The 25,000-nt window shown below is 65.3% G+C and carries 24 protein-coding genes and 1 other RNA gene; 12 read left to right on the forward strand and 13 right to left on the reverse strand.

Annotated features, from left to right (window positions below):
* Positions 1–10: 10 nt before the first annotated feature.
* On the reverse strand, positions 11–1,045 hold the full coding sequence (locus K410_RS0130810) for an ABC transporter substrate-binding protein (RefSeq protein ID WP_028138439.1): 1,035 nt from the start codon (positions 1,043–1,045) through the stop codon (positions 11–13).
* A gap of 271 nt (positions 1,046–1,316) precedes the next feature.
* Between K410_RS0130810 and K410_RS0130815 the strand changes: the two genes are divergently transcribed.
* Together K410_RS0130815 and K410_RS0130820 are read left to right on the forward strand one after the other, a co-directional pair.
* Positions 1,317–2,243 (forward strand): LysR substrate-binding domain-containing protein, encoded by a 927-nt coding sequence (locus tag K410_RS0130815; RefSeq protein ID WP_028138440.1) that lies wholly within the window; start codon positions 1,317–1,319, stop codon positions 2,241–2,243.
* A gap of 66 nt (positions 2,244–2,309) precedes the next feature.
* On the forward strand, positions 2,310–3,029 hold the full coding sequence (locus tag K410_RS0130820) for a type 1 glutamine amidotransferase (protein WP_028138441.1): 720 nt from the start codon (positions 2,310–2,312) through the stop codon (positions 3,027–3,029).
* Between the two features lie 111 nt (positions 3,030–3,140).
* On the opposite strand, the gene K410_RS0130825 is transcribed toward K410_RS0130820, so the two are convergent.
* The 7 genes from K410_RS0130825 to K410_RS0130855 form a co-directional block, all read right to left on the reverse strand.
* Positions 3,141–3,608 carry a nuclear transport factor 2 family protein gene (locus K410_RS0130825; RefSeq protein ID WP_028138442.1) on the reverse strand — a complete coding sequence of 156 codons (468 nt, stop codon included), beginning with the start codon at positions 3,606–3,608 and terminating at the stop codon, positions 3,141–3,143.
* Between the two features lie 78 nt (positions 3,609–3,686).
* Positions 3,687–4,136, reverse strand: coding sequence for a tol-pal system-associated acyl-CoA thioesterase (gene ybgC / locus K410_RS0130830; RefSeq protein WP_028138443.1), 450 nt, complete (start codon positions 4,134–4,136; stop codon positions 3,687–3,689).
* Between the two features lie 70 nt (positions 4,137–4,206).
* Positions 4,207–5,127, reverse strand: coding sequence for a metallophosphoesterase (locus K410_RS0130835; protein WP_028138444.1), 921 nt, complete (start codon positions 5,125–5,127; stop codon positions 4,207–4,209).
* Between the two features lie 129 nt (positions 5,128–5,256).
* Positions 5,257–6,291 carry a Holliday junction branch migration DNA helicase RuvB gene (ruvB, locus tag K410_RS0130840; protein ID WP_196236095.1) on the reverse strand — a complete coding sequence of 345 codons (1,035 nt, stop codon included), beginning with the start codon at positions 6,289–6,291 and terminating at the stop codon, positions 5,257–5,259.
* Positions 6,292–6,311: 20 nt separating this feature from the next.
* Complete coding sequence (ruvA, locus tag K410_RS0130845; RefSeq protein WP_028138446.1) at positions 6,312–6,929, reverse strand: Holliday junction branch migration protein RuvA; 618 nt, start codon at positions 6,927–6,929, stop codon at positions 6,312–6,314.
* A gap of 142 nt (positions 6,930–7,071) precedes the next feature.
* A complete protein-coding gene (gene ruvC / locus K410_RS0130850; RefSeq protein ID WP_028138447.1) occupies positions 7,072–7,599 on the reverse strand; it encodes a crossover junction endodeoxyribonuclease RuvC in 528 nt (175 codons plus the stop codon).
* 211 nt (positions 7,600–7,810) lie between these two features.
* Positions 7,811–8,557 (reverse strand): YebC/PmpR family DNA-binding transcriptional regulator, encoded by a 747-nt coding sequence (locus K410_RS0130855; RefSeq protein ID WP_028138448.1) that lies wholly within the window; start codon positions 8,555–8,557, stop codon positions 7,811–7,813.
* 237 nt (positions 8,558–8,794) lie between these two features.
* Here K410_RS0130855 and K410_RS0130860 point away from each other — a divergent pair, with 237 nt between their 5' ends.
* From K410_RS0130860 to K410_RS40025, 5 genes are all read left to right on the forward strand, one after another.
* Entirely contained in the window at positions 8,795–10,546 is a 1,752-nt protein-coding gene (locus tag K410_RS0130860) for a methyl-accepting chemotaxis protein (protein WP_028138449.1), read from the forward strand.
* A gap of 107 nt (positions 10,547–10,653) precedes the next feature.
* Positions 10,654–12,078, forward strand: a complete 1,425-nt coding sequence (locus tag K410_RS0130865) for a methyl-accepting chemotaxis protein (RefSeq protein WP_028138450.1) — start codon at positions 10,654–10,656, stop codon at positions 12,076–12,078.
* Between the two features lie 287 nt (positions 12,079–12,365).
* Positions 12,366–13,502, forward strand: coding sequence for a DSD1 family PLP-dependent enzyme (locus K410_RS0130870; protein ID WP_028138451.1), 1,137 nt, complete (start codon positions 12,366–12,368; stop codon positions 13,500–13,502).
* Positions 13,503–13,707: 205 nt separating this feature from the next.
* Positions 13,708–13,893 (forward strand): hypothetical protein, encoded by a 186-nt coding sequence (locus K410_RS0130875; RefSeq protein ID WP_028138452.1) that lies wholly within the window; start codon positions 13,708–13,710, stop codon positions 13,891–13,893.
* 257 nt (positions 13,894–14,150) lie between these two features.
* Positions 14,151–14,834, forward strand: coding sequence for a hypothetical protein (locus K410_RS40025; RefSeq protein ID WP_155253758.1), 684 nt, complete (start codon positions 14,151–14,153; stop codon positions 14,832–14,834).
* A gap of 205 nt (positions 14,835–15,039) precedes the next feature.
* Here the strand turns inward: K410_RS40025 and K410_RS0130880 are convergent, their stop codons facing one another.
* From K410_RS0130880 to K410_RS0130895, 5 genes are all read right to left on the reverse strand, one after another.
* On the reverse strand, positions 15,040–15,864 hold the full coding sequence (locus tag K410_RS0130880) for a TIGR00282 family metallophosphoesterase (protein ID WP_028138453.1): 825 nt from the start codon (positions 15,862–15,864) through the stop codon (positions 15,040–15,042).
* Positions 15,842–16,438, reverse strand: a complete 597-nt coding sequence (locus K410_RS0130885) for a 5-formyltetrahydrofolate cyclo-ligase (RefSeq protein WP_028138454.1) — start codon at positions 16,436–16,438, stop codon at positions 15,842–15,844. The genes K410_RS0130880 and K410_RS0130885 overlap by 23 nt, the downstream gene beginning before the upstream one ends.
* A gap of 186 nt (positions 16,439–16,624) precedes the next feature.
* Positions 16,625–16,785, reverse strand: a non-coding RNA gene (ssrS, locus tag K410_RS38075) — 6S RNA.
* Between the two features lie 265 nt (positions 16,786–17,050).
* Complete coding sequence (locus K410_RS0130890) at positions 17,051–17,434, reverse strand: cell division protein ZapA (protein ID WP_028138455.1); 384 nt, start codon at positions 17,432–17,434, stop codon at positions 17,051–17,053.
* Entirely contained in the window at positions 17,431–17,751 is a 321-nt protein-coding gene (locus K410_RS0130895) for a DUF4164 domain-containing protein (RefSeq protein WP_028138456.1), read from the reverse strand. The genes K410_RS0130890 and K410_RS0130895 overlap by 4 nt, the downstream gene beginning before the upstream one ends.
* 373 nt (positions 17,752–18,124) lie before the next feature.
* Here K410_RS0130895 and tkt point away from each other — a divergent pair, with 373 nt between their 5' ends.
* The 5 genes from tkt to K410_RS0130925 all read left to right on the forward strand — a co-directional run bounded on the left by tkt (position 18,125) and on the right by K410_RS0130925 (position 24,998).
* Positions 18,125–20,110, forward strand: coding sequence for a transketolase (tkt, locus tag K410_RS0130900; protein WP_028138457.1), 1,986 nt, complete (start codon positions 18,125–18,127; stop codon positions 20,108–20,110).
* A 148-nt stretch (positions 20,111–20,258) separates the two neighbouring features.
* Entirely contained in the window at positions 20,259–21,266 is a 1,008-nt protein-coding gene (gap, locus tag K410_RS0130905; protein ID WP_028138458.1) for a type I glyceraldehyde-3-phosphate dehydrogenase, read from the forward strand.
* A gap of 124 nt (positions 21,267–21,390) precedes the next feature.
* Positions 21,391–22,587 carry a phosphoglycerate kinase gene (locus K410_RS0130910; RefSeq protein ID WP_028138459.1) on the forward strand — a complete coding sequence of 399 codons (1,197 nt, stop codon included), beginning with the start codon at positions 21,391–21,393 and terminating at the stop codon, positions 22,585–22,587.
* Positions 22,588–22,641: 54 nt separating this feature from the next.
* Complete coding sequence (gene fba, locus K410_RS0130915) at positions 22,642–23,709, forward strand: class II fructose-bisphosphate aldolase (RefSeq protein WP_028138460.1); 1,068 nt, start codon at positions 22,642–22,644, stop codon at positions 23,707–23,709.
* A 263-nt stretch (positions 23,710–23,972) separates the two neighbouring features.
* A complete protein-coding gene (locus tag K410_RS0130925) occupies positions 23,973–24,998 on the forward strand; it encodes a class I fructose-bisphosphate aldolase (RefSeq protein WP_028138461.1) in 1,026 nt (341 codons plus the stop codon).
* Positions 24,999–25,000 lie beyond the last annotated feature (2 nt).

A 25,000-nucleotide genomic window follows, 5' to 3' on the forward strand; every position in this document is an offset into this window, starting at 1 on the left:
CCGCGACCGATCAGCGCTCGACCTCGCGATTCCAGCGCTTGGTCCACTCCTCGCGCTTCTCGTTGATGACGGTCCAGTCCGGATTGTAGAGCTTGGCCGCACGCTCGCCGATCGGCGCCATCTTGCCGAGCTCGGGCGGGATCACCAGCGATTTCAGCACGGGGCCGTAGCCGTAATCCTTCAGCAGCACGAGCTGGATCTTCGGATCGAGCAGCATCTTGACGAAGCTCGCGGCGAGCGGCGAGGCGTTCGGCTTGTTGATCGGACACGCCGTGGTCAGCAGCGTCGCCGCGCCTTCCTTGGGATACACGAAGTCGACGGGAAAGCCGGTGTTGGCAAAGCTCTGCACGCGGCCGGTGCCCCACACCGCGATCACGGCCTGGCCGGACTGGAACAACTCGGTCATCTTGCCCGGCGACGGCTCGTAGGCGAGCACGTTCGGATTGATCTGTTCCTTGAAGATCTTGAAGCCGGACTCGACGTTGGTCTCGCCGCCGCCGTTCATCTTCGACAGCATCACAAGCGCCTCGAGGCCGTAGGTGTTGTTGATCGGCGGGATCACGAGCTGCTTGGCGTATTTCGGGTCCTTCAGATCATTCCACGAGGTCGGCGGTGCCCAGCCCTTCTCCTTGAACACCTTGGTGTTGTACATCAGGCCGGTGGCGACGATGCCGATCGCGACTGCACGGTCGTCCTTGAAGCGGGCGGTATCGTAGAGATCGGCCGGCAGTCCCTCGAGCTTGCTGCAGAAGCCGAGTTGGATCGCCTGGTACATCGGGCCGTCGTCGACGATGGCGACATCGATCTGCTGGTTGCCCTTCTGCGCCTGGAGCTTGGCCAGCGTGTCGGTGGAGTTGCCGGCGACGTACTCGACCTTGACGCCGTTCTCCTTCTCGAAAGCCGGAATCACCTCGTCGCGGATCGTCTTCTCGAACGAGCCGCCGTAGCCGGCGATATAGAGGGTCTTTTGCTGGGCCGAGGCGGCTGACGGGGCGGCAATGAGCGCTGCGATGCTGACCGCGGTCAGAAGGCGAAAAGTCTTCATGTGGACCGATCTCCATACCGGAATGAGGTGACGTGCCGACAAATCCGGCTGGAGCGCCTTCCGCATTTCCTTCCGCGCAAATTCCCTTGAGATCAGGGCTCCGGCCCCTGTTCGGCGGGTTTTGGCGCGATTTGGAGGTTTGAACGCCTCCAATCTGCCGAAAAAGCGAGCTGGCTCCAGCTCTGATGAAAAAGATCGCAAACCTATACTTCCATCGTCCAATGAATAATGGCACCCTCTGCATGCCAAAATGTTATGATTGGACGACGGGATGGCGCGGATCAATTCGCGGCAGGTGGAGGCCTTCCGCGCGATGATGCTGACCGGCAGCGTCACGGAGGCTGCGAAGCTGATGGTGGTGACCCAGCCAGCGGTCAGCCGCTTGCTGCGCGACTTCCAGGCGCTGTTGAAGATGGAGCTGTTCGAGCGGCGCGGCACCGGCCTGGTGCCGACCGCGGCGGCGATGGCGCTCTATACCGAGGTCGAGCGCTCGTTCGTCGGCCTCGAGCGCATCACGGCGGCAGCCGAGGAAATCCGCGGACGCCGCACGGGCTCGCTGCGCATCGCCGCGCTGCCGGCGCTTGCGAACGGCTTTCTGCCGCGGCTGGCCGGGCACTTCCTGCAGGAGCGGCCGAACCTCAACCTCGCCTTCTTCGGCGTGATCTCGCCGATCGTGGTCGACTGGGTTCTGAACAATCAATGCGACATCGGCTTCGCCGAGGTGCCGATCGCCCATTCCGGCCTGCCGAGCCTGCGGCTGCCGGCGCCGGCGCGCGTCGCGGTGCTGCCGAGCGGTCATCGCCTCGCGGAGAAGGAAGTGCTGGAGCCGCGCGATTTCGAAGGCGAGACCTTCATCTCGCTGTCGGCGGGATCTTCGAGCCGGCATCTCGTCGACCAGGTCTTCAATCGCCACGAGGTCCGCCGCGTGCTGAGGGTCGAGACCACATTGTCGGAGATCATGTGCGGCATGGTGTCGTCAGGGCTCGGCGTCGCGATCTGCGACCCTTTCACCGCGCGGGAATTCGCCACCCGCGGCGTGGTTGCGCGTCGCTTCCTGCCGCGCATCGACTTCGAATTCTCCGCCGTCTTCCCGGCACAGCGCAGCCCGTCGCCGGTGGCGCTGGATCTGGTCGAGACCATGCGCAAGGCGCTGGCGGAGTTCGAGGACGAGGCCGCGCAGGATGTTGCGAGCGGCTGACTTGCGAGCGGCTGATTTGGACGCCGCGCGGCGCCTGCTGTATTCTCCTTGTCTTCGCGAGGGCACATGGCACGCATCACCATCATCGAGACCGGAGCGGTCCCGCACGAGCACCGCGAGCGCCACGGTTCATTTCCCGATATGTTCGAGCGCATGATCCGCGCCGAGGACCCCGCCGCCACGGTCGAGGTCGTCAGCATCCCGAATGGCGATGCGCTTCCCGATCCGCGCGAGCTCGAGGCCGTCCTGATCACCGGCGCGGCTGCCGGCGTCTATGACGGGCACGACTGGATCGCACCGCTGGAAGATTTCGTGCGCAAGGCCCACGTCAGCAAGACGCCGATGGTCGGCGTCTGCTTCGGCCATCAGCTGATCGCGCAGGCGCTCGGCGGCACCGTGCGCAAATCGGAGAAGGGCTGGGGCATCGGCCGGCATGTCTATCGAGTGCTGCCGGAGAACGGAATCATCGAAGGCGAAGCGGTCGCGATCGCCGCCTCGCATCAGGACCAGGTGATCGAGCCGCCGAGCGATGCGCTGACGATCCTGTCGTCGGCGTTCACTCCGCACGCCGGCCTGCTCTACGCCAACGGCACCACGCTCTCCGTGCAGCCGCATCCGGAATTCGACGTTGCGTTCGCGCAAGTGTGCTGCGATCTGCGCGACGGCAAGGCGCCGGACCATGTCGTCGCGACGGCAAGGGCATCGCTGGCGGAGCCGATGGACAACGCGAAGCTGGGTGCGGCGATTACGAGGTTTCTGGCGCGCAAACCCATCTCCTCATCCTGAGGAGCCCGCCAAAGGGCGGGCGTCTCGAAGGATAAATGCCCCGCTGCAAGCAGCGAGGCCTGCATGGTTCGAGACGCCGCTTCGCGGCTCCTCACCATGAGGGTTGAGACCTCAGAACGGGCTCTCGCCCAATCCCGGCACATCAGCCGGCCGCGGTCCCGGCGCTGCCCAGTGAAACCGGCGGTCTTTCTCGGCGATCATGATGTCGTTGATCGACGCCTCGCGCCGCTTCATCAACCCGTGCTCGTCGAACTCCCACTGCTCGTTGCCGTAGGAGCGATACCACTGGCCTTTGCCATCGTGCCATTCGTACTGGAAGCGCACCGCGATGCGGTTGCCGTCGAAGGCCCAGAGGTCCTTGATCAGGCGATAATCCTGCTCCTTCTCCCATTTGCGGGTGAGGAAGGCGACGATCGCTTCGCGGCCCTGAAACACCTCGGAGCGATTGCGCCAGCGGCTGTCCTCGGTGTAGGCGAGCGACACGCGCACCGGATCGCGTGAATTCCAGGCGTCCTCGGCCATGCGCGCTTTCTGCGCGGCGGTCTCACGGGTGAAGGGCGGAAGCGGCGGGCGCGACATGGTGGCCTCATCGGTTGAACGGGGCCGCAATCTATCGCCGCCTTCGGCGAAGTCGATAGGCCACAACCTATCGGGCGATCACGAAATCAAATCGGCCTTCATCAGCGTCCGGATCGATTTCGGGATCGGCTGGGCGCGACCGCCGCTGATGAAGGCGACGCGGACCTCGGCCTTCACCAGCACATCGTCACCGCGCCGCACCTCCTGCGCCAGCATGATCGAGGCGCCCTTCACCGCGACAGGCCAGGTCACGACGTCGAGCACGTCGTCCATCCGCGCCGGCTTGAGAAAGTCCAGATGCATCGAGCGCACCACGAAGGCGTAGCCTGTGCCTTCCGTCTCGGCCTGCTCGAACAGCGCCTGCTGCTCGGCACCCATCAAGCGCAGATGATTGGTGCGTCCACGCTCCATGTAGCGCAGATAATTGGCGTGATAGACGATGCCGGAAAAATCCGTGTCCTCGTAATAGACGCGGACCTGCATGTGATGGCGGCCGTCGCGGATCTCGCCGTCGAGATGAGCTGTCACGTCGCGAGCCTCTTCGCTTGTCGCTAACCGGCCCGTTTTTGCGCAAAAACTGCCGGCGGTGCAAGCGGAGCTAGGACACAGCCGGCCCGGTCCTACCTAGCGTCACCTCGACGATCTCGGGCGGCACGCCGACGCGGACCGGCATGATGCTGCAACCGAGGCCGCCGGAGACGATGAGATCGCATTTCAGCCTGACGTGGCCATAGGCGAGCCGGATGCCCTGCTGCTTTGCGACGGCGGGCGACCAGCCGAGCAGGCGAACCTGGCCGCCATGGGTATGGCCGGACAATTGCAGCGCGACGCGCGCGGGAACGCGCGGCGCGATATTGGGCTCATGCGCCAACAGGATCACGGGCGCATCATCGGTGACCTTGGCGAGCGTGGCGTTGAGATCGTCGGCGCCGAAGTGCGCCATGCTGCGCAAGCGCCGCGCCGGCAGGAAGGCCAGCTGATCACCCAAGCCGGCGAGCCAGAATGGGCGGCCGTCCTTGGTGAGGCGTACCGCGTCGTTCTCGTAAACGGCAATGCCGGCGGCCTCGAGCGCACGATGCGCCATCGTCGGCCCGCGCCCCGTGCGCTGCACGGTCCTGTCGTCCCAGTAATCGTGATTGCCCATGACGGCATGAACGCCGAGCGGCGCCTTGAGGCCGGCGAGCACCCTCGCCCATTCCCTCGACGGAATGATGCGCGTGACGTGGTGCAGACCGGCGACATAGTCGCCGAGCAGCACGACGATATCAGGCTTCAGCGCGTTGGTACGCGCGACGATGCCCTCGATCCGCTCCAGCGACATCCAGGGATCGCAGGCATGGATATCGGCGATGGCGGCGATCTTCAGCGAAAGATCCGCCGGCCATTGCCGCGGCCTCGGATGATAGCGGGTGACGCGGAGCCGCAGCACCGGCTCGACGCCGACCCCATAGGCCGCGGTGGAGACGCCGAGGGCGGACAGGGCGCCGATGGAACGGATGAAATGACGTCGCGTGATCATGAAAGCCCGATCGGGATGCGCTCTCTTGATGCGGCCCGATTGGAGCGGAATTGGGGTGTTCTCGTGCAGATCGCCTGCACGAGATCACCAGAAATTCATGACCGAAGGAGCGCGCCGCGTTTGCGCAGATCAGTCGTCGCTCTCGTCCGTCCCGAACAGACCGAACTGCGCCGCCGCATCGCGCGAGGGCTCGGCGATGCCGAGATGACGGAAGGCGTGCGAGGTGAGCAGGCGGCCACGCGGGGTGCGCTGGAGATAGCCGCACTGGATCAGATAGGGCTCGATGATGTCCTCGATCGCGTCGCGCGGCTCGGACAGTGCCGCGGCCATGGTCTCGACGCCGACCGGGCCGCCGCCATAGTTGAGCGCGATGGTCGTGAGATAGCGGCGGTCCATTGCATCGAGCCCTGCGGCATCGACCTCGAGCGCGCTCAGCGCGTGGTCGGCGATCTTGCGGTCGATCTTGTCTGCATCCGCCGCCGAGGCGAAGTCGCGCACGCGCCTGAGCAGCCGCCCGGCGATGCGCGGCGTGCCGCGGGCGCGGCGCGCGATCTCGTTGGCACCGTCGGCGGTCATGCCGACATTGAGCACGCGCGCGCCACGGCTGACGATGCTCTCCAACTCCTCGATGGTGTAGAAGTTGAGCCGAACCGGAATGCCGAAGCGATCGCGCAGGGGATTGGTGAGCAGGCCCGCTCGCGTGGTGGCGCCGACGAGCGTGAACTTCGACAGCTCGATCTTCACCGAACGCGCCGCCGGGCCCTCGCCGATGATGAGATCGAGCTGAAAGTCCTCCATCGCGGGATAAAGCACCTCTTCCACCGCCGGGCTCAGGCGATGGATCTCGTCGATGAAGAGCACGTCGCGCTCTTCGAGATTGGTGAGGAGGGCGGCGAGATCGCCGGCCTTGGCGATGACAGGCCCCGAGGTGGCACGGAAGCCGACGCCGAGCTCCTTCGCGACGATCTGCGCCAGCGTGGTCTTGCCGAGGCCGGGGGGACCCACGAACAGCACGTGATCCAGCGCCTCGCCGCGCTTGCGCGCCGCCTCGATGAAGATCGAGAGGTTCTTGCGCGCCTGCGCCTGGCCGACGAAATCGGACAGCGATTGCGGACGCAGTGCGGTGTCGCCGACATCGTCGCTGCGACGCTCGGGCGAAACCATGCGGCTGGCTTTGGGGTCGCTCACTTCGCCAGTTCCTTCAATCCCAGCCGGATGAGTTGCGCCGTCTCGGCGCCTTCACCCGCGCTGCGCGAGGCCGACGCAATCGCCGCCGCCGCTTGCGGCTGGCCGTAGCCGAGATTGACCAGTGCGGAGATCGCATCCGCCACGGGCCGCGGCGCGCGCTGGTCGTCGACGGCGCCGGCGAGATGCACCACGGCCGGGTCGACATTGGCGAAGGGCGGCACCTTGTCCTTCAACTCGGTGACGATGCGCTCGGCGACCTTGGGGCCGACGCCGGGGGTGCGGGCGACCGCGGCCTTGTCGCGCAGCGCAATCGCATTGGCGAGATCGGCCGGCGAGAGCGTACCGAGCACGGCCAGCGCGACCTTGGCGCCGACGCCCTGCACGGTCTGGAGCAGGCGAAACCACTCGCGCTCCTGGTCGGTGCGGAAGCCGAACAGCTTGATCTGGTCCTCGCGGACATAGGTCTCGATCGACAGCACGGCGGCCTCGCCCGGCGAGGGCAGATGCTGCAGCGTGCGCGAGGAGCAGTGCACCTGATAGCCCACGCCGCCGACGTCGAGGATGACGAAATCCTCGCCGTAGGAATCGATCAGGCCCTTGAGCTTGCCGATCATGTGGATTGCTCGACTGCGCGAGGCACCTCTCTCTCGTCATGGCCGGGCTTGTCCCGGCCATCCACGGCCTTGGCCTCAGCGAGAAAGATCGTGGATGCCCGGGACAAGCCCGGGCATGACGGCGGCGATATATGGCGAGCGATCATATCCCGACGACCTTCAGCCGCAGCGCCGCGCTCTGGCGGTGATGGGCGTGGGTGATGGCGATGGCGAGCGCGTCGGCGGCGTCCGCCGACGGCGGCTCGGCCTTGGGCAGCAAAATCTTCAGCATCATCGAGATCTGTTGCTTGTCGGCATGACCGGCGCCGACCACGGTCTTCTTGACCTGGTTCGGCGCATATTCGGCGACAGAGATGCCGAACATTGCGGGCGCCAGCATGGCGACGCCGCGGGCCTGGCCGAGTTTCAGCGTGGCGACGCCGTCCTTGTTGACAAAGGTCTGCTCGACCGCCGCTTCCATCGGCTGGTGGCTGGAGAGAACGGCCGCGAGCCCTTCATGGATCGCGAGCAGGCGGCTCGCCAGCGGCAAATCGTCCGGCGGCTCCACCGACCCGCAGGCGACGTAGATCAGCCGGTTGCCCTCGGCCTCGATCACGCCCCAGCCGGTGCGGCGCAGGCCGGGGTCGATGCCGATGATGCGGACGGGGCCACGAATCGGGAGCGCAGTCATGGGCCAGTGATAGCGGCTGGCCGCCGGAAGCGAAACAGAAACAGAACAGAAGTAACAGGGGAAAGCCGGTCTCGTGCCCCGGGCGCAGCGCGGCACGGAGTGCTGCGCTGCTGAACCGGGGCCCAGCAGGCGTCCGGACTCGGAGAACGATGGGTCCCGGCTCTGCGCAGCAGCGCTTCACGCTGCAGCGCGTCCGGGACACGGGAGTACCCTACCCGCCCATCTTCGCCATCAGTGCGTCCGACACCTCGAAATTGGCGTAGACGTTCTGGACGTCGTCGTGCTCGTTGAGGAGGTCCATCAGCTTGAGCAGCTTCTCGCCGGTCTCATCGTCGACCGCCACCGTGTTCTGCGGCTTCCAGATCAGCGCGGCCTTGCGCGGCTCGCCGAACTTGGCTTCCAGCGCCTTGGCGACGTCGCGATAGCCTTCGGTCGAGGCGTAGATCTCGTGGCCGCCCTCACCCGAGACGACGTCGTCGGCGCCGGCCTCGATCGCGGCATCCAGCACGGCGTCGTCGGAGGCGACGCTGCGGTCGTATTCGATGACGCCGGTGCGGTCGAACATGAAGGAGACCGAGCCGGTCTCGCCGAGATTGCCGCCGGATTTGGTGAAGAAGGAGCGGATGTCGGAGGCGGCGCGGTTGCGGTTGTCGGTGAGCGCCTCGACGATGACGGCGACGCCGCCGGGGCCGTAACCCTCGTAGCGGATCTCGTCATAATTCTCGCCGTCGCTGCCGAGCGCCTTCTTGATGGCGCGCTCGATATTGTCCTTCGGCATGTTCTCCTGGCGCGCTGCGATCACGGCGGCGCGCAGGCGGGGGTTCATGGCCGGGTCGGGCGTTCCGAGCTTGGCGGCGACCGTGATTTCCCGCGCCAGCTTGCCGAACAGCTTCGACTTCTGGGCATCCTGCCGCCCCTTGCGGTGCATGATGTTCTTGAATTGGGAATGTCCGGCCATGCGTGGTCTCTTGGGAACGTGGTCTCTTGGGAAATCGTCAGCCAAAGGTGGAGCGTGGGAAGCGCGGCCTTATAGGCCGCCAACCCGCCGGAATCAAAGGGATCTCCTACTCCTAAGGTAGCACCCTAAAGGTAGCCCTAGGTACGGCCGGGTGCCTAGAGATCGGGCATTGTTAACCCTGATTTCATTCCGGACTGCGAAAATAGCGTCCGACCATTCCCCGACAAGAGAGAGCCGATGGCGTTCGGACTATTTCGGAAGCGTCTACCGGACCAGGCTGCGCCTGCGGCCGCCCCGGCGGCGCCGCCGCAGCCGGCGGCCCATTCCGAGCCCGCTGCCGCGGCCGAGACTGATTCGGCGCGGGAAATCCTGGAGCTGCTGGAACTCGAGCTCGGCGCCATGATCCGGCAGCTCGAGCGCGCCGCCAATTCGGTGGCCGGCGGCGCCGAGGCGACCGCGACGACGCTGGCCGCCATCCGCGACCGCACCGACGCCCTGACCGGCCGGACCAACGCCGCGCAATCGACCGCATCCACCTTCGCCCATGCCGCCGACAAGTTCACCCAGTCTGCGCTCGGAATCGGGGCGCAGGTTCGCGAGGCGGGCAAGCTCGCCGACGCGGCCAGTGCCGCGGCGCAGGAAGCCCGCGCCAATGTCGACCGCTTGCGGGAATCCTCCGCCGCCATCGGCAACGTCGTCAATCTGATCGCGCAGATCGCGCGACAGACCACGCTGCTCGCACTCAATTCGACCATCGAGGCCGCGCGCGCGGGCGCCGCGGGAAAAGGCTTTGCGGTCGTCGCAACCGAGGTCAAGGCGCTGGCGGTGCAGACGCAAGGCGCGACCGAAGAGATCACAAAGAAGATCGACGCATTGCAGCGCGACGCCGCCGGCTCTGCGGATGCCGTGCACCGCATTTCGCAGGCGATCGAGGCGATCCGCCCGGTGTTCGAGACCGTCAACGGAGCAGTCGCCGAACAGAACGCCACCACCAGCGAAGTCTCCGGCAATGCCGCGAGCGCCTCGGAATTCATCGTCTCGGTCGGCGAGAGCGCGGCCGAGATCGATGCCGCGACCAAGGCGGCCGAGAGCCACGGCGAGAACGTCGCCAGCGCCGGCAAAGCCGTCACCACCTTCGCACAAAAGCTGAAGTCGCGCTGCGCCGTGCTGCTGCGGCAGAGCGAGCACGACGACCGCCGCAAGACCGAGCGGCTGCCCTGTCATCTCAAGTTCGAGAGCGCGCGCGGCGTGATGCCGATCTATGAAATCGCGATGGACGGCGTGCTGATCGGCGGCGCGGACGCCAGCCGGCTCGCACCGCAAGCCATGATCGAGGGTACCCTCGAAGACGTCGGCGCCTGTCGCCTGCGCGTGGTCGAGCAGTCCAAGGCCGGCGCCCGCGCGCAGTTCGCCAGCCCCAATGCCGAGCTCCGCGAAAAGATCGAGGACAAGCTCTGGTCGATCCACGGGGAGAACACCGAGTTCGTCACCCGCGCGATGGAGGCGGGCAGCGCGCTGACCAAGATCTTCGAGCAGGCGGTGGCCCGCGGCGACGTCGGGATCGACGACCTCTTCGACACCGACTATGCCGAGATCGCCGGAACCAATCCGCAGCAATACCGCACCAAATATCTCGACTGGGCCGACCGTGCCCTGCCGCCGTTCCAGGAAGCCTTTCTGGCAAAGGACCAGCGCATGGCGTTCTGCGCCATGGTCGACCGCAACGGCTTCCTGCCGGTGCACAACAGGATCTATTCGCATCCGCAGCGGCCGGGCGACGTCGCCTGGAATACGGCCAACAGCCGCAACCGGCGGATGTTCAACGATCCGGCGGGGCTCGCCGCCGCGCGCAACCTGCGATCGTACCTAGTCCAAACCTATGCGCGCGACATGGGCAATGGAAACACGGTGATGATGCGCGAGATCGACGTCCCGATCCGCGTGCAGGGCCGGCACTGGGGCGGATTCCGCACCGCCTACAAACTCTAGTGCACGCTCAGGCAAGACGCCGCTGGCGAATCATCCTCTAAGTCGCCGCTGGAATGGGAATGCCGCGGAGGGCCGGCGAACGGCCCTGATTGGAGGAAGCCCAGGACATGTCCGCCGCACAACTTGCCGTCATGGACACCGCATCCAACCGCACGCTCGCCGAACGGCTGATCGATCAGCTCGCCGACCGCATCGGCGGCCTCGGCGTGGAACTCGCTGACATTGCCGGCAACGTCCAGGAAGTGGCAAACCGCGTCGCCAACCAGTCGGAACGGTTCCATCATCTGCAAAAGACGGCCGAGACGATGGTCTCGGCCAACCACGACATCGCCAATGCATCGCAGGCGGTGCAAACCACCACGTCGGCTGCGGTCGGCGAGATCACGCAGTCGCGCAGCGCCGTCGACACCGCGGTCAGCCACATCTCGGAGCTCGTCGCCGCGGTGGAGCGGATCGAGGCGCGCCTGTCCGCCGTCGGTTCGGCGCTGGCCCAGGTGGCGAAGGTCTCCGGCTCGATCGAGGCGATCGCCAAGCAGACCAATCTGCTCGCGCTGAACGCGACCATCGAGGCCGCCCGCGCCGGCAATGCCGGCCGCGGCTTCGCGGTGGTCGCAAGCGAAGTGAAGAACCTCGCGGAAGCCACCCGCCAGGCCACGCACGAGATTTCCGACACGGTGCGCGATCTCGACGGCCAGATCGAAGGCCTGATCGGCGAGAGCAGCGAAGCTTCCCAGCGCGCCAAGACGGCTGGCGAAGGCGCGCAAGCGATCTCCGGCATCATCTCGCGCGTGCAGCAGGGATTCGCTTCCGTGGAAGCGGAGATCGGCAGCGTCACGCGCGCGGCGACCTCCAATCTCGGACATTGCGACACCGTCATCAGCGAGCTCAATGAGCTCGCCAAGGGCGTCGACCTCTCCTCGCACGACCTCAAGAACGCCGACGAGCGGGTGGCCAAGCTGCTCGACACATCCGAAGGCCTGATCGCGCTGATCGCGGACAGCGGCGTGGAGACCTCGGACACGCCGCTGATCCGAATCGTGGTCGATACCGCGAAGCGGATCTCGGCCGAGTTCGAAGCCGCCATCGATCGCGGCGACATCACGCTCGACCAACTGCTCGACGAGACCTATCGGGAAATTCCCGGCACCGATCCAAAGCAATATCTCACCAACTACGTCGAGTTCACCGACCGCGTGCTGCCCGCGATCCAGGACCCGATCCAGAAAGCGGATCCGCGCATCGTCTATTGCGTCGCCTGGGCACGGAGCGGCTACCTGCCGACCCACAATCCGAACTACCGCCTGCCGCAGGGCAAGGACCCCGTCTGGAATAACGCAAACTGCCGCAACCGCCGCCTGTTCAACGACCGCACGGTGAAGAAGGTCGCAGGCAGCACCAAGCCGTTCCTGCTCCAGACCTACCGCCGCGACATGGGCGGCGGGCAGTTCGTGCTGATGAAGGACCTGTCCTCGCCGATCATGGTCCGCGGCAGGCACTGGGGCGCGTTCCGGATGGGCTTTCGCCAGGGCTGACGGCCGGCGCTCCCGCGCGCCCGAACTAAAAGTTCGAAAACAACCCCATGCACAGTAGGCGGGGCGTGTGGAATCAATGGCTTGCGGCGGCAGGCAGCGGCATTTTTGACTTGTCGGGCAAAACAGGGGTAGATTGCTATTATTCCGAAATAGTGGGAGGCATGCGGTTCTCCCCGCCACCTGCCGAGCACCAAGAGCCGCCTGCACTGGTGCGGCGGCCGACGTTGCCGTAGAAACGCCACCACGCGTTCGGGGCGCGAACCCGAACACAGCAAGCTGGTTTTTCGATGTCCTGTCCACCCGCCCAAATCGGCGCGCCGTTTTCCGAGAGCGATACACCGGCGCTGATCATCGACCTCGACGCCTTCGAGCGCAATCTCGACACGATGGCGGCGGCAGTGAGCAAGCTCGGCGTTCGCTTGCGTCCGCATGCGAAGACCCATAAATCACCGATCATTGCCGCCAAGCAGATCGCGCGCGGCGCAATCGGCATGTGTTGCCAGAAGGTCGCCGAGGCCGAGATCCTGGTTGCGGGCGGGGTGAGCGACGTGCTCGTCAGCAATGAGGTGGTGGGCCTGCGGAAGCTGGAACGGCTCGCAAGCCTCGCGCGCCACGCGCGCATCAGCGTTTGCGTGGACGATACGATCATGGTCGAGCAACTGTCGCACGCCGCGGAGCAGGCAGGATCGCAAATCGAAGTCCTGGTCGAGATCGACGTCGGCGCCGGTCGCTGCGGCGTCAGGCCGGGGCCCGCGGCGGCCACCCTGGCGCGGCAGGTGGCGGAGTCGCGCTTCCTGTCGTTTGGCGGCTTGCAGGCCTATCACGGCTCTGCCCAGCATTTGCGCACGCCGGAGGAGCGGCGCGCTGCCATCGCCGGTGCCGCGAACGCGACCGCGGAGACGCTGCGCGTCCTCAAAGAGGCAGGCTTCCAATGCCGGACGATTGGAGGCGCGGGAACCGGCACATTCGAGCTCGAAGGCGCGAGCGGCATCTGGAACGAATTGCAGGCCGGCTCCTATATCTTCATGGACGCCGACTACGCCAAGAACCTCGCCGACGGCGCGCGCAACGCCAATCCGTTCGAGCATGCGCTGTTCGTGATCGCGACCGTGATGAGCACAGGCGCCGGCGAGCGCGCGGTCATCGATGCCGGCCACAAGGCGCTTTCGAACGACAGCGGATTTCCGGTCGTGCTCGGCCGGCCCGATTTGCGCTATCATCGGCCCTCGGACGAGCATGGCTTGCTCGATTTCGACAGCGCTTCGTCGCGACTGGCGATCGGCGACAAGGTGACGCTGATCCCCGGCCATTGCGACCCGACCGTCAATCTCTACGACTGGTATGTCGGCGTGCGCGGCTTCAACACACCGGATGCCCGCGTGGAGGCGCTTTGGCCAGTCGCGGCGCGGGGCGCGGTCACCTGAGATTGACGCGTGATCGCGCGCGACGATCTCCGCCGTCGCCACGGACAAGCGAAGCGCAGATCCGACGCTCGCCTGCGGCCATCCTTCGACGCGCCTGCTCAGGCCCCTCCGAAAAAGCCTATATGCGATAGACCTGGCTTGAAGGGGGAAGCGAATTGCGGCCTGAATAGTAGACTTAGCTTCGGGCGAAGATTTAGGATCGACCATGCTCTTGCTCGTTGGTCCTATCCTGTTCATCGCCCTGATCCTCTACGCGGTTCGGCTCCAGAAGCGAGGTTTGGCCGGCTGGAAGGCTGCGCTGCTCGTCGTTCTCGGCTCAGGTCTCATCGTGGCAATCATGTTCGGATTGCTTTTCCTCGCCTTCGAGGGCTTTGACCGTCCACCCAGCTGACCTTTGGAGAAGGCCGTCCTGAAGAGAGTGAGGCTATGGCCATCTGCGAAGTTGCGCCTCGGCGGTCGGTAGCCCGCTCGTTAAGCCAGAGCGGACCAGATTTGCTCAAGCTGAGTTCTTCGCGTTTTGACCCGAAGCGGGCATCCACTCGTTCAGTGAAAATTGAGGATGCGGCAATGCTGGAGGTTGACTAGGAGTAATTCCGCAATCAAAAAGACGATGCTCTGGTACGCGTAAAAACACGATCCGAGAATGGAATGCGTAATACAACGTTCGCCTTCCTTCTTACGCTCTTTTTGGCGGCGACCCTCGCGATAAGCTACATTCTTGCATTCGGATCTGGCGAGGCGACTTGCATAGTCGCTCATACGGTCAGATTGCAGCTGAACGGGATCGAGTATCATATTCCGGCTGCGCTCCAGCCGTACTACTCGCCTGAACAAGCTTTATCAACGCGGGACTATTTACTGAATAATCTTCGAACCAAGCACTATTGCCAATCTCCGCAGAGCCCACCGGCGATGGTTAATAGTATTTCCTTTCCAAAGAAAGGCCTGATTGCTTGGGCTGGCGGGGGTACCGACCGTGCTGACCTTGCCGGTATTTTTCCTCTGGCCATCAATAGATCGCATCTCGCGAGCCTCAGTGTTGCAGAAGGTGGCCAACCAACGCCAGGCGGCTTGTTTCGAAAAATCGTCCGAGAGCCATGGTTTGAGCTCACGTCGATCGAGCCCATTTTTTTTGGCTCCCTAGTCACAGCACAATGCGGTCCCGCTGCTACCCAGCGACCAAGCAACAGCTGTACAATTCGCGGGCGGCTCCGCGACGGGTCAGTCGTTTCGCTTGGCGTTCTCGACGTTGAGAAGCCGATCGATATTTGGCCGCGGATGTTGCGGCAAGTCGAGGCGTTTATTTCGTCAATGGCAGTTGGCATTCGCTAGAACGAGGCGGCTGAGCAAAGACGGCGCCTGCTCGGACAAATTGCGACGTCTGCTTCTGGCCCATCGCAACCGTCCGGGCAGTGCCCGGTCACGTCCGCAGCCGAAGGTAGACCGGACGTCACTGCCCACGGCCGCAGCCGGCACTGTTGAGGGCAAAGTGGCATCATCGTCCAGGGACAACACTGGGTGATCGGGCTTTCGCGCTTCAACTCAACCAGAACTTCGGCGTTGCCGGCTCCAGCCGGCCACCCATGCGCACCGGTGCAATCTTCAGTGCGAGTCCCGTCGCATCATCGGTCTCCACGGCGACGCCGCTGAGCGTCGCCGCGCCTGCGGCGGGCTCGAAACGGCCCGATGGAATCCCCGATGTGAATCTCCGCAACGGTTCTTCCTTCTGCATGCCGATGATGGAATCGTAGTCGCCGGTCATGCCGGCGTCGGTCATGTAGGCGGTGCCGCCGGCGAGGATCTGGTGATCGGCGGTCGGCACGTGGGTGTGGGTGCCGACGACGAGGCTGGCGCGGCCGTCGCAGAAGAAGCCGATGCCCTGTTTCTCGCTCGACGCCTCGCAATGGAAATCGACGACGATGGCGTCGGCCGCAACGCCGAGCGGGCAGGCGCCGAGCTCGCGCTCCAGCGCGGCGAAGGGATCGTCGAACGGGGTCATGAAGACGCGGCCCAAAGCGTTGACGACGAGGGCGTGCTTGCCGTTCTTGGCCTCGACCAGGGCGGCGCCGCGGCCGGGCGTGCCGCGCGGATAGTTCGCCGGGCGCACCAGGCGATCGGCGCGCTCGATGAAGACGAGCGCCTCGCGCTGGTCCCAGGAGTGATTGCCGAGCGTTACCGCATCGGCGCCGGCCTCGAGAAACTCCTGGTAGATCGCTTCCGTGATGCCGAAGCCGCCGGCGGAATTCTCGCCGTTGACGACGACGAGATCGAGCGACCAGTCCTTGACCAGGCCGGGCAGATATTCGGCGACGGCCTCGCGCCCGCTACGGCCGACCACATCACCCACGAAGAGAATGCGCAACTTCAGAACTCCGGAAATCGAACACGTCCGATTCCGTTAGCACATAATCCAGCGCCACGTCGTGCGATAGTGCCGGAACCGCCTTGATCTCCTGCGCTGCGAAAGCCAGCCCGATGGCGACGATCTGCTTGGCTTTGCGCAAATGCGCGAAGGTGAAATCGTAATGCCCGGCGCCGTAGCCGATGCGATGGCCGAGACGATCGAACGCCGCCAGCGGCGTCAGCATGACGTCCGGAATGACTTCGGCGGCCGCCGGCGACGGCTCGGGAATGCCGAGCGGGCCGAGCATCAGGCGATCGTTCGGATGGAAGATGCGGAAGATCAGCGCCTGGCCGCGTGCGGTGACGCAGGGCAGCGCGAGCTTCGCGCCCTGCTCCGCAAGCGCCTTCATCAGCGGCATCGGATCGATCTCGCTGCGGATCGGCGAATAGCCCGAGACGATGCTGCCGGGCAGCAGCTTGAACGGCAGCCCGCGCTTGGCGAGCTTTGCGGCGGCGGCGCTGCGCTTCTTCTCGCTCAGCGCGTCGCGCGCCGCCAGGGCTTTGGCGCGGAGTTCGGCTTTCGATGCGGGCATGTCGGTCCCCACGTCATCACCCGCGAATGCGGGTGATCCAGTATTCCAGAGGCGGTGGTGATTCACACAAAGGCCGCGGCGTACTGGATGCCCCGGTCCTCCGTGCGCATTGCGCACTCGGCGGGGCATGACACCTGTTGAATTGGCCGCAGTCATTTCAACAAGCACAAACCGAGCAGAAAACAGTGCGAAGCCGCGTACGCCGTTGAAGCACTCGATCCCGGAGTTCCCTACGAAAGTAGGTGGGCACCATATGTCCGGGCCCACGGGCCCGGCCAGGGACAGTTCCCTAAAGGATCGATAAGGCCCCGGGGATATATGGCTCCTGACGCACGTCGCAGCCTCGCCTGGGCAATGTAACAACGATACTGACGAATCGCCAGTGCGGCGAGAAGGCTCGCTTTCTTACCCTCCCCTGGAGGGGGAGGGTCGGCTCACATGGAGCGCAGCGACGTGTGAGACGGGGTGGGGTGACGGTCTCTCCACTTGCAACAGTCTCCGTGCGGAGAGATCACCCCGCCCCGCTCGCGCTGCGCGCGATCGACCCTCCCCCTCCAGGGGAGGGTAAGGCGCGCGCGGGCACATCGAACAAACCAGCTACGATCCGCAGCCCTACCCGATCGCGATTCCATTCCCGACAGTGCGGTTCAGCACCTGGGTCGACTTCTCGATGCGTTCGGCCGCCGCGTTCAGCGCGTTGACCACGGCGGTCTGGGTCAGCCGGGCGCGCTCGACGGCGGCGTTGCGGAAATCCCTGAGCTCGGTCAGCTCCTGCTCCATGGTGCGGACACGGTTGCCGGCGTCGACCAGCTCGTCGCAGACCGTCAGCGCCGCCATCACGGTGAGACGGGCATCGCCGATCTCGCCGAACTTTCCGCGCAGCGACTGGATCCGCGTCTCCAGGCTCTCGGCGAGCTTGAGCAGCCGCACCTCCTGGCCCTCCTCGCAGGCCATGCGGTATTGCCGGCCGTTGATGGTGACGTTGATGTGGCTCATCCGTCCTCTCCGGTATCGAGCACCGAGCGTATCGTGACGATGGCCGAATCCAGCCGGTCGGAGATTTCGCGGTTGGTGCGCTCGAGCTTGCGCGCTTTCACCAGCGCGCCATCGAGTTCGTCGGCAAGCCGCGAACGATCCGCGCCGAGTGCCTGGATCCGCGCCGCGAGCTCGTTCTCGTCGCGATCGGCATCGCGCCGCCGCTCCACCGCGCTTTCGAGCGCGTCGAGCGCCGCCGTCAACCTGCGGGTCGCGATCTCGATCTCGACCGCGGAGGATTCCGTCATGGCGGCACTGTTGGACACGCGATCGTTCATGTAGTCAGCGGCGGAACCTGCGGCCTTTGCCCAGTGGCCTTTTCCTGGGGCTTGCCGCCCGGCAAAAGACTCGGTTCGGCAAGCGGTTAGAAGCAGAAATTTACGTGGCAAGCTAGCCCAGCGCAACGCCGCCGCGAAACTATGCACCGATCAATCGGGACGGACGTCATCCCGATCCGTGAGTTCCGCCACGCGCGCGTCCGGCGGAAAACCGATCTCCACAGAGGCAACTTTTGCGGCCAAATCGGCGTTTGACTGCCTTGGACTCCCGGAACCGAGGTGCTATCCCAGCCCCGACCTTCAGTGGCCGCCAGGCTCCTCCCGCGCGGGCGTACATCGCCTCCAAGCGCCTCATTTCAGACGGATTTCAGACATGACGCAGGTCGATCACACCCGTATGGCCAACGCGATCCGCGGCCTTTCGATGGACGCTGTCGAGAAGGCGAAATCGGGTCATCCCGGCCTGCCGATGGGTGCCGCCGACATCGCCACGGTGCTGTTCACGCAATTCCTGAAATACGACGCCACGGCGCCGGCCTGGCCGGACCGCGACCGCTTCGTGCTGTCGGCGGGCCACGGCTCGATGCTGCTCTATTCGCTGCTGTATTTGACCGGCAATGCCGAGATGACGCTGGACCAGATCAAGCAGTTCCGCCAGGTCGACTCGCTCACCCCCGGGCACCCGGAGAATTTCCGCACCAAGGGCATCGAGACCACGACCGGTCCGCTCGGCCAGGGCATCTCGACCGCGGTCGGCATGGCGCTCGCCGAGAAGATGCTCGCCGCCGAGTTCGGCAAGAAGATCGTCGATCACCACACCTACGTGCTCGCCTCCGACGGCGACCTCATGGAAGGCGTGTCGCAGGAAGCGATTGCGATGGCGGGGCACTGGAAGCTCAACAAGCTGATCGTGCTCTACGACGACAACGGCATCTCGATCGACGGTCCGACCTCGATCGCGGATTCCGTCGACCAGGTGAAGCGCTTCAAATCGGCGGGCTGGGCCGCCGAGAAGATCGACGGCCATGACCAGGCGGCGATTGCAGACGCCATCACGCGCGCGAAGAAATCGAACAAGCCGACGCTGATCGCCTGCCGCACCACCATCGGCTTCGGCGCGCCGAACAAGGCCGGCACCTCGAAGGTGCACGGCGAGGCGCTGGGCGCCGACGAGCTCAAGGCTGCCAAGGAGAAGCTCGGCCTCTCGCTCGAGCCGTTCGCAATCGCCGAGGACGTGCTGAAGGCATGGCGCGCGGCCGGCAGCCGTGGCGCAGCCGCACGCCAGGAATGGGAAACGCGGCTCGGCGAGCTCGGCAGCCGCAAGCGCGCCGAGTTCGAGCGCCGTCTGCGCCATGAGCGTCCCGCTTCTCTCGCCAAGGCCGTGCGCGCCTACAAGAAGGAGCTGCTGGAAAAGCCGATGAATGCGGCCACCCGCAAGTCGTCGGAAGCGGTGATCGAAGTGATCGCCGGCGCGATGCCGATGGAATTCCTGGCAGGCTCGGCCGACCTCACCGGCTCGAACAACAACAAGGCGAAGTCGGCGACCGCGTTCTCGGCCAAGACGCCGAAGGGCCGCTTCATCCATTACGGCATCCGCGAGCACGGCATGGCCGCCGCGATGAACGGCATTTTCCTGCACGGCGGCTTCGCGCCGAACGGGGCGACCTTCCTGGTGTTCACCGACTACGCCCGTCCCGCGATGCGCCTCGCCGCGCTGATGGGCGCCGGCGTCGTTTACGTCATGACCCATGACTCGATCGGCCTCGGCGAAGACGGTCCGACCCATCAGCCGGTCGAGCACCTCGCCGCGTTGCGCGCCATCCCAAACATGCGCGTATTCCGCCCCTGCGATGCCATGGAGGTCGCCGAGTGCTGGGAGCTCGCGCTCAACCGCGTGGACGGTCCGACCGTGCTGGCGCTGACGCGCCAGAACCTGCCGCAGCTGCGGACCACCGCACCGAACGACAACCCCTGCGCGGCCGGCGCCTACGAGCTGGTCGCGGCCCAAGGCGAAGCCAAGGCGACGCTGTTCGCCTCCGGCTCCGAGGTCGAGATCGCGGTCGCTGCCCAGAAGCAGCTCGCGGAACGCGGCATCGCGTCGCGCGTTGTCTCCGTTCCGTCACTGGAGCTGTTGTTAGCGCAACCAGAGGCCAAGCGCGCCGCCATCATCGGCAATGCGCCGGTGAAGGTGGCGATCGAGGCTGCCGTGCGCTGGGGCTGGGATGCCGTGATCGGCCAGGATGGCGAATTCATCGGCATGCATTCCTTCGGCGAAAGCGGCCCTGCCAAGGAGCTTTACAAGCACTTCGGTATTACCGCCGAGGCTGCGGTTAACGCTGTGCTGAAGCGCGTTACCTGAGAGTTGAGCTTGCCGCAAAAAAGGACTACGTAATCCCTCATATGATCAAGCACCGCCCGGCCGAACCGGGCGCCCGCCCCTAAAAAACCCTCGCAGGCGCGCACAGCGCGTTGTGCGGGATGACAACGGTCATTGAAGGAGACGAAACATGGCAGTCCGCGTCGGAATTAACGGTTTTGGCCGCATCGGCCGTAACATCCTGCGGGCGATCGCCGAGTCCGGCCGCAAGGACATCGAGGTCGTCGGCATCAACGACCTCGGTCCGGTCGAGACCAATGCTCACCTCCTCCGCTTCGACAGCGTCCATGGCCGTTTCCCCGGCACCGTCACCGTCGACGGCGACTCGATCAATCTCGGCGGCGGCAAGATCAAGGTGACCGCCGAGCGCGATCCCTCGAAGCTGCCCTGGAAGAATCTCGGCGTCGACATCGCGATGGAATGCACCGGCATCTTCACCTCGAAAGACAAGGCGTCCGCACATCTGACCGCCGGCGCCAAGCGCGTGCTGGTCTCCGCGCCCGCCGACGGCGCCGACGCCACCATCGTCTACGGCGTCAACCACGAGACGCTGACCAAGGATCATCTCGTCGTCTCCAACGGAAGCTGCACCACCAATTGCCTGGCGCCGGTCGCCAAGGTGCTGAACGACCTCGTCGGTATTGAGACCGGCTTCATGACCACGATCCACGCCTATACCGGCGACCAGCCGACGCTCGATACGATGCACAAGGATCTCTACCGCGGCCGCGCGGCCGCCATGTCGATGATCCCGACCTCGACCGGTGCGGCGAAGGCGATCGGCCTCGTGCTGCCCGAGCTGAAGGGCAAGCTCGACGGCGTCGCGATCCGCGTGCCGACCCCGAACGTCTCGGTGGTCGACCTCAAGATCGTCGCCAAGCGCGCCACCGACGCCAAGGAGATCAACGCGGCGATGAAGCGCGCCAGCGAGCAGCAGCTCAAGGGCATCCTCGGCTACACCAACGCGCCGAACGTCTCGATCGACTTCAACCACGACCCGCACTCCTCGACCTTCCACGAAGACCAGACCAAGGTGCAGAACGGCACGCTGGTGCGCGTGATGTCCTGGTACGACAACGAGTGGGGCTTCTCGAACCGCATGGCGGACACCGCCGCCGCGATGGCGAAGGTGATCTGACGTCGCAGATCGTCATTCCGGGATGGTCCGAAGGACCAGACCCGGAATCTCGAGATTCCGGGTTCGGTGCTGGCGCACCGCCCCGGAATGACCTCCTAGAGGCCCGGGACAAGAGAGCCCAGAAATGACCAACAAATTCCGCACCCTCGACGACGTCGACGTGAAGGGCAAGCGCGTGCTGCTGCGCGTCGATCTCAACGTGCCCATGGACAATGGCCGCGTCAGCGACGCGACCCGGCTCGAGCGCGTCGCGCCGACCATCGCCGAAATCTCGGACAAGGGCGGCAAGGTCATCCTGCTCGCGCATTTCGGCCGGCCGAAGGGGCGCGACGCCAAGGACTCGCTCAAGCCGGTCGCCGAGGCGCTGTCGAAGGTGGTGAAGAAGCCGGTCGCCTTCGCCGACGACTGCATCGGCGAGCCCGCGGCCAAGGCCGTCGCCGCCCTGAAGGACGGCGACATTCTCTGTCTCGAAAACACCCGCTTCCACAAGGAAGAGGAAAAGAACGATCCGGCCTTCGTCGCGGAGCTGGCCAAGCTCGGCGACATCTGGGTCAATGACGCGTTCTCGGCCGCGCACCGCGCCCACGCCTCGACCGAAGGCCTCGGCCACAAGCTGCCGGCCTATGCCGGCCGCACCATGCAGGCCGAGCTCAACGCGCTGGAGAAGGCGCTGGGCTCGCCGACCAAGCCCGTCATCGCCATCATCGGCGGCGCCAAGGTCTCGACCAAGATCGACCTCTTGGAAAACCTCGTGACCAAGGTCGACGCGCTCGTCATCGGCGGCGGCATGGCCAACACCTTCCTGCACGCCCAGGGCGTTGCGGTCGGCAAGTCGCTGGCCGAGAAGGATCTCGCCGCCACCGCGCTGCGCATCATGGAGAAGGCGGACGCCGCCAATTGCGCCATCATCCTCCCCGTGGACGCCACCGTTGCCTATCACTTCGCCGCCAACGCGCCCTCGCACGCCTATGGGCTCGACGCGATCCCGGCCGACGGCATGATCCTCGACGTCGGCCCGCAATCGATCGCCCGCGTCCATGCCGCGATCGACGACGCGGCGACATTGGTCTGGAACGGCCCCCTGGGCGCGTTCGAGATGCAGCCGTTCGACCGCGGCACGGTCGCGGCCGCCAAGCACGCTGCCGAGCGCACCAAGGCCAAGAAGCTGATCTCGATCGCGGGCGGCGGCGACACCGTCGCGGCGCTCAACCAGGCCCATGTGGCCGGTGACTTCACCTATGTCTCGACCGCCGGTGGCGCGTTCCTCGAGTGGATGGAAGGCAAGCCCCTGCCCGGCGTCGAGGTGCTGCGCGTCAAGTAACTCAAGTCGGCAAACATCGCGGCCTTGAAAGGCCCCAACGGGAGAAAAAGACAGATGGCTCGGATCACGTTACGTCAACTGCTCGACCACGCGGCGGAGAACGATTACGGCGTACCGGCCTTCAACATCAACAACATGGAGCAGGCGCTGGCGATCATGGACGCGGCCAACCAGGTCGACGCGCCCGTCATCATCCAGGCCTCGCGCGGCGCGCGCTCCTACGCCAACGACGTCATGCTCAAGCACATGATGGACGCGGTGACCGAGATCTATCCGCACATTCCGGTCTGCGTGCATCTCGACCACGGCAACGAGCCGGCGACCTGCATGACCGCGATCCAGGCCGGCTTCACCTCCGTCATGATGGACGGCTCGCTCAAGGCCGACGGCAAGACGCCCGGCGACTGGGCCTACAATGTCGACGTCACCAAGACCGTGACCGACATGGCCCATCTCGGCGGCATCTCGGTCGAGGGCGAACTCGGCGTGCTCGGCTCGCTCGAGACCGGCATGGGCGACAAGGAAGACGGCCACGGCGCCGAAGGCAAGCTCAGCCACGACCAGCTCCTGACCAATCCGGACGAGGCCGTGAAGTTCGTCAAGGAGACCAAGGTCGACGCGCTCGCGATCGCGATGGGGACGTCTCACGGTGCTTACAAATTTACCCGCAAGCCCGACGGCGACATCCTCGCCATGAACGTGATCGAGGAGATCCACCGCAAGCTGCCGAACACACATCTCGTGATGCACGGCTCCTCGTCGGTGCCGCAGGAGCTGCAGGACATCATCAACGCCTATGGCGGCAAGATGAAGCCGACCTGGGGCGTGCCCGTGAGCGAGATCCAGCGCGGCATCAAGAACGGCGTGCGCAAGATCAACATCGACACCGACAACCGCATGGCGATGACCGGCCAGATCCGCAAGGTGCTGAAGGACAGCCCGGAAGAGTTCGATCCGCGCAAGTACCTGAAGCCGGCGATGGAAGCGATGACCAAGCTGTGCAAGCAGCGCCTGCAGGAGTTCAACACCGCCGGCCAGGCCGCCAAGATCAAGCGCGTCCTGACCACCGCCGAGATGGCCAAGCGCTACGCCAAGGGCGAGCTGGATCCGAAGGTCGCGTAAAATCCGACAGCCGAGCCCCACTTGCAGCGGGCTGTCACAGCTAGAGATCCACGAGAGATCGTCATGCCCGGGCTTGTCCCGGGCATCCACGTTCTTGGGCGCCTGGGGCAAGGCGTGGATGGCCGGGACAAGCCCGGCCATGACGCTGTGGAGGCCGCGGGCTTCCAGCCCCCCTTACCCTGCGACGAACGTTAACTCGGCAATTGCCCGAGAACGGTCTATTTTCACGGGCAAGGGCAGAATCGTTTTGGGAGGACCTCTCGATGAATCTGACTGAGCTCAACAGGATCGCGACCGCCATGGTGGCCCCCGGCAAGGGTATCCTCGCCGCCGACGAATCCTCCGGCACCATCAAGAAGCGCTTTGACGCGATCGGCGTCGCATCGACCGAAGAGAACCGCCGCGACTATCGCGAGATGCTGTTCCGCGCCAAGGACGCCATGAGCCAGTACATCTCCGGCGTGATCCTCTATGACGAGACGATCTGGCAGAATGCTGCGGACGGCACGCCGCTGATCAAGCTGATCGAGAGTAGCGGCGCCATTCCCGGCATCAAGGTCGACGAGGGCACGCAGGCCCTGCCGATGTGTCCGGGAGAGCTCGTCACCGTCGGCCTCGACAAGCTCGCCGAGCGGCTGAAGAAATATTACGAGCGCGGCGCGCGCTTCGCCAAATGGCGCGCGGTGATCGACATCGGCAGCGGCATTCCCTCCATGACCGCGATCAGCGTCAACGCCCACGCGCTGGCGCGCTATGCCGCGCTGTGCCAGGCCGCGCAGATCGTGCCGATCGTGGAGCCGGAGGTGCTGATGGACGGCGACCACGACATCGACCGCTGCTATGAGGTGACGGGGCGGGTGCTCAACAAGACGTTCCAGGAATTGCGAGTCCAGCGCGTCGCGCTCGAAGGCATGGTGCTGAAGCCCAACATGGCGATCTCGGGCAAGAAATGCGCGAAGCAGGCCTCCGTCGAGGAAGTCGCCGAGAAGACCGTGCGCCTCCTCAAGGCCTGCGTGCCCGCGGCCGTGCCCGGCATCGCCTTCCTCTCCGGCGGCCAGTCGGACGAGGAGGCGACCGCGCATCTGAACGCCATGCACAAGCTCGGCCCACTGCCCTGGGGCCTGACCTTCTCCTATGGCCGCGCGCTGCAGGCCGCGCCACAGAAGGCCTGGTGCGGGAGGCCTGAGAACGTCGCGGCCGGCCAGCGCGCCTTCAGCCATCGCGCGCGAATGAACGGCCTTGCCGCCAAGGGTGAGTGGCAAAGCAGCCTGGAACAGAAGGCAGCCTAGAT

Origin of the sequence: Bradyrhizobium sp. 22, assembly GCF_000482425.1 — a bacterium.
Lineage (GTDB): Bacteria > Pseudomonadota > Alphaproteobacteria > Rhizobiales > Xanthobacteraceae > Bradyrhizobium > Bradyrhizobium japonicum_B.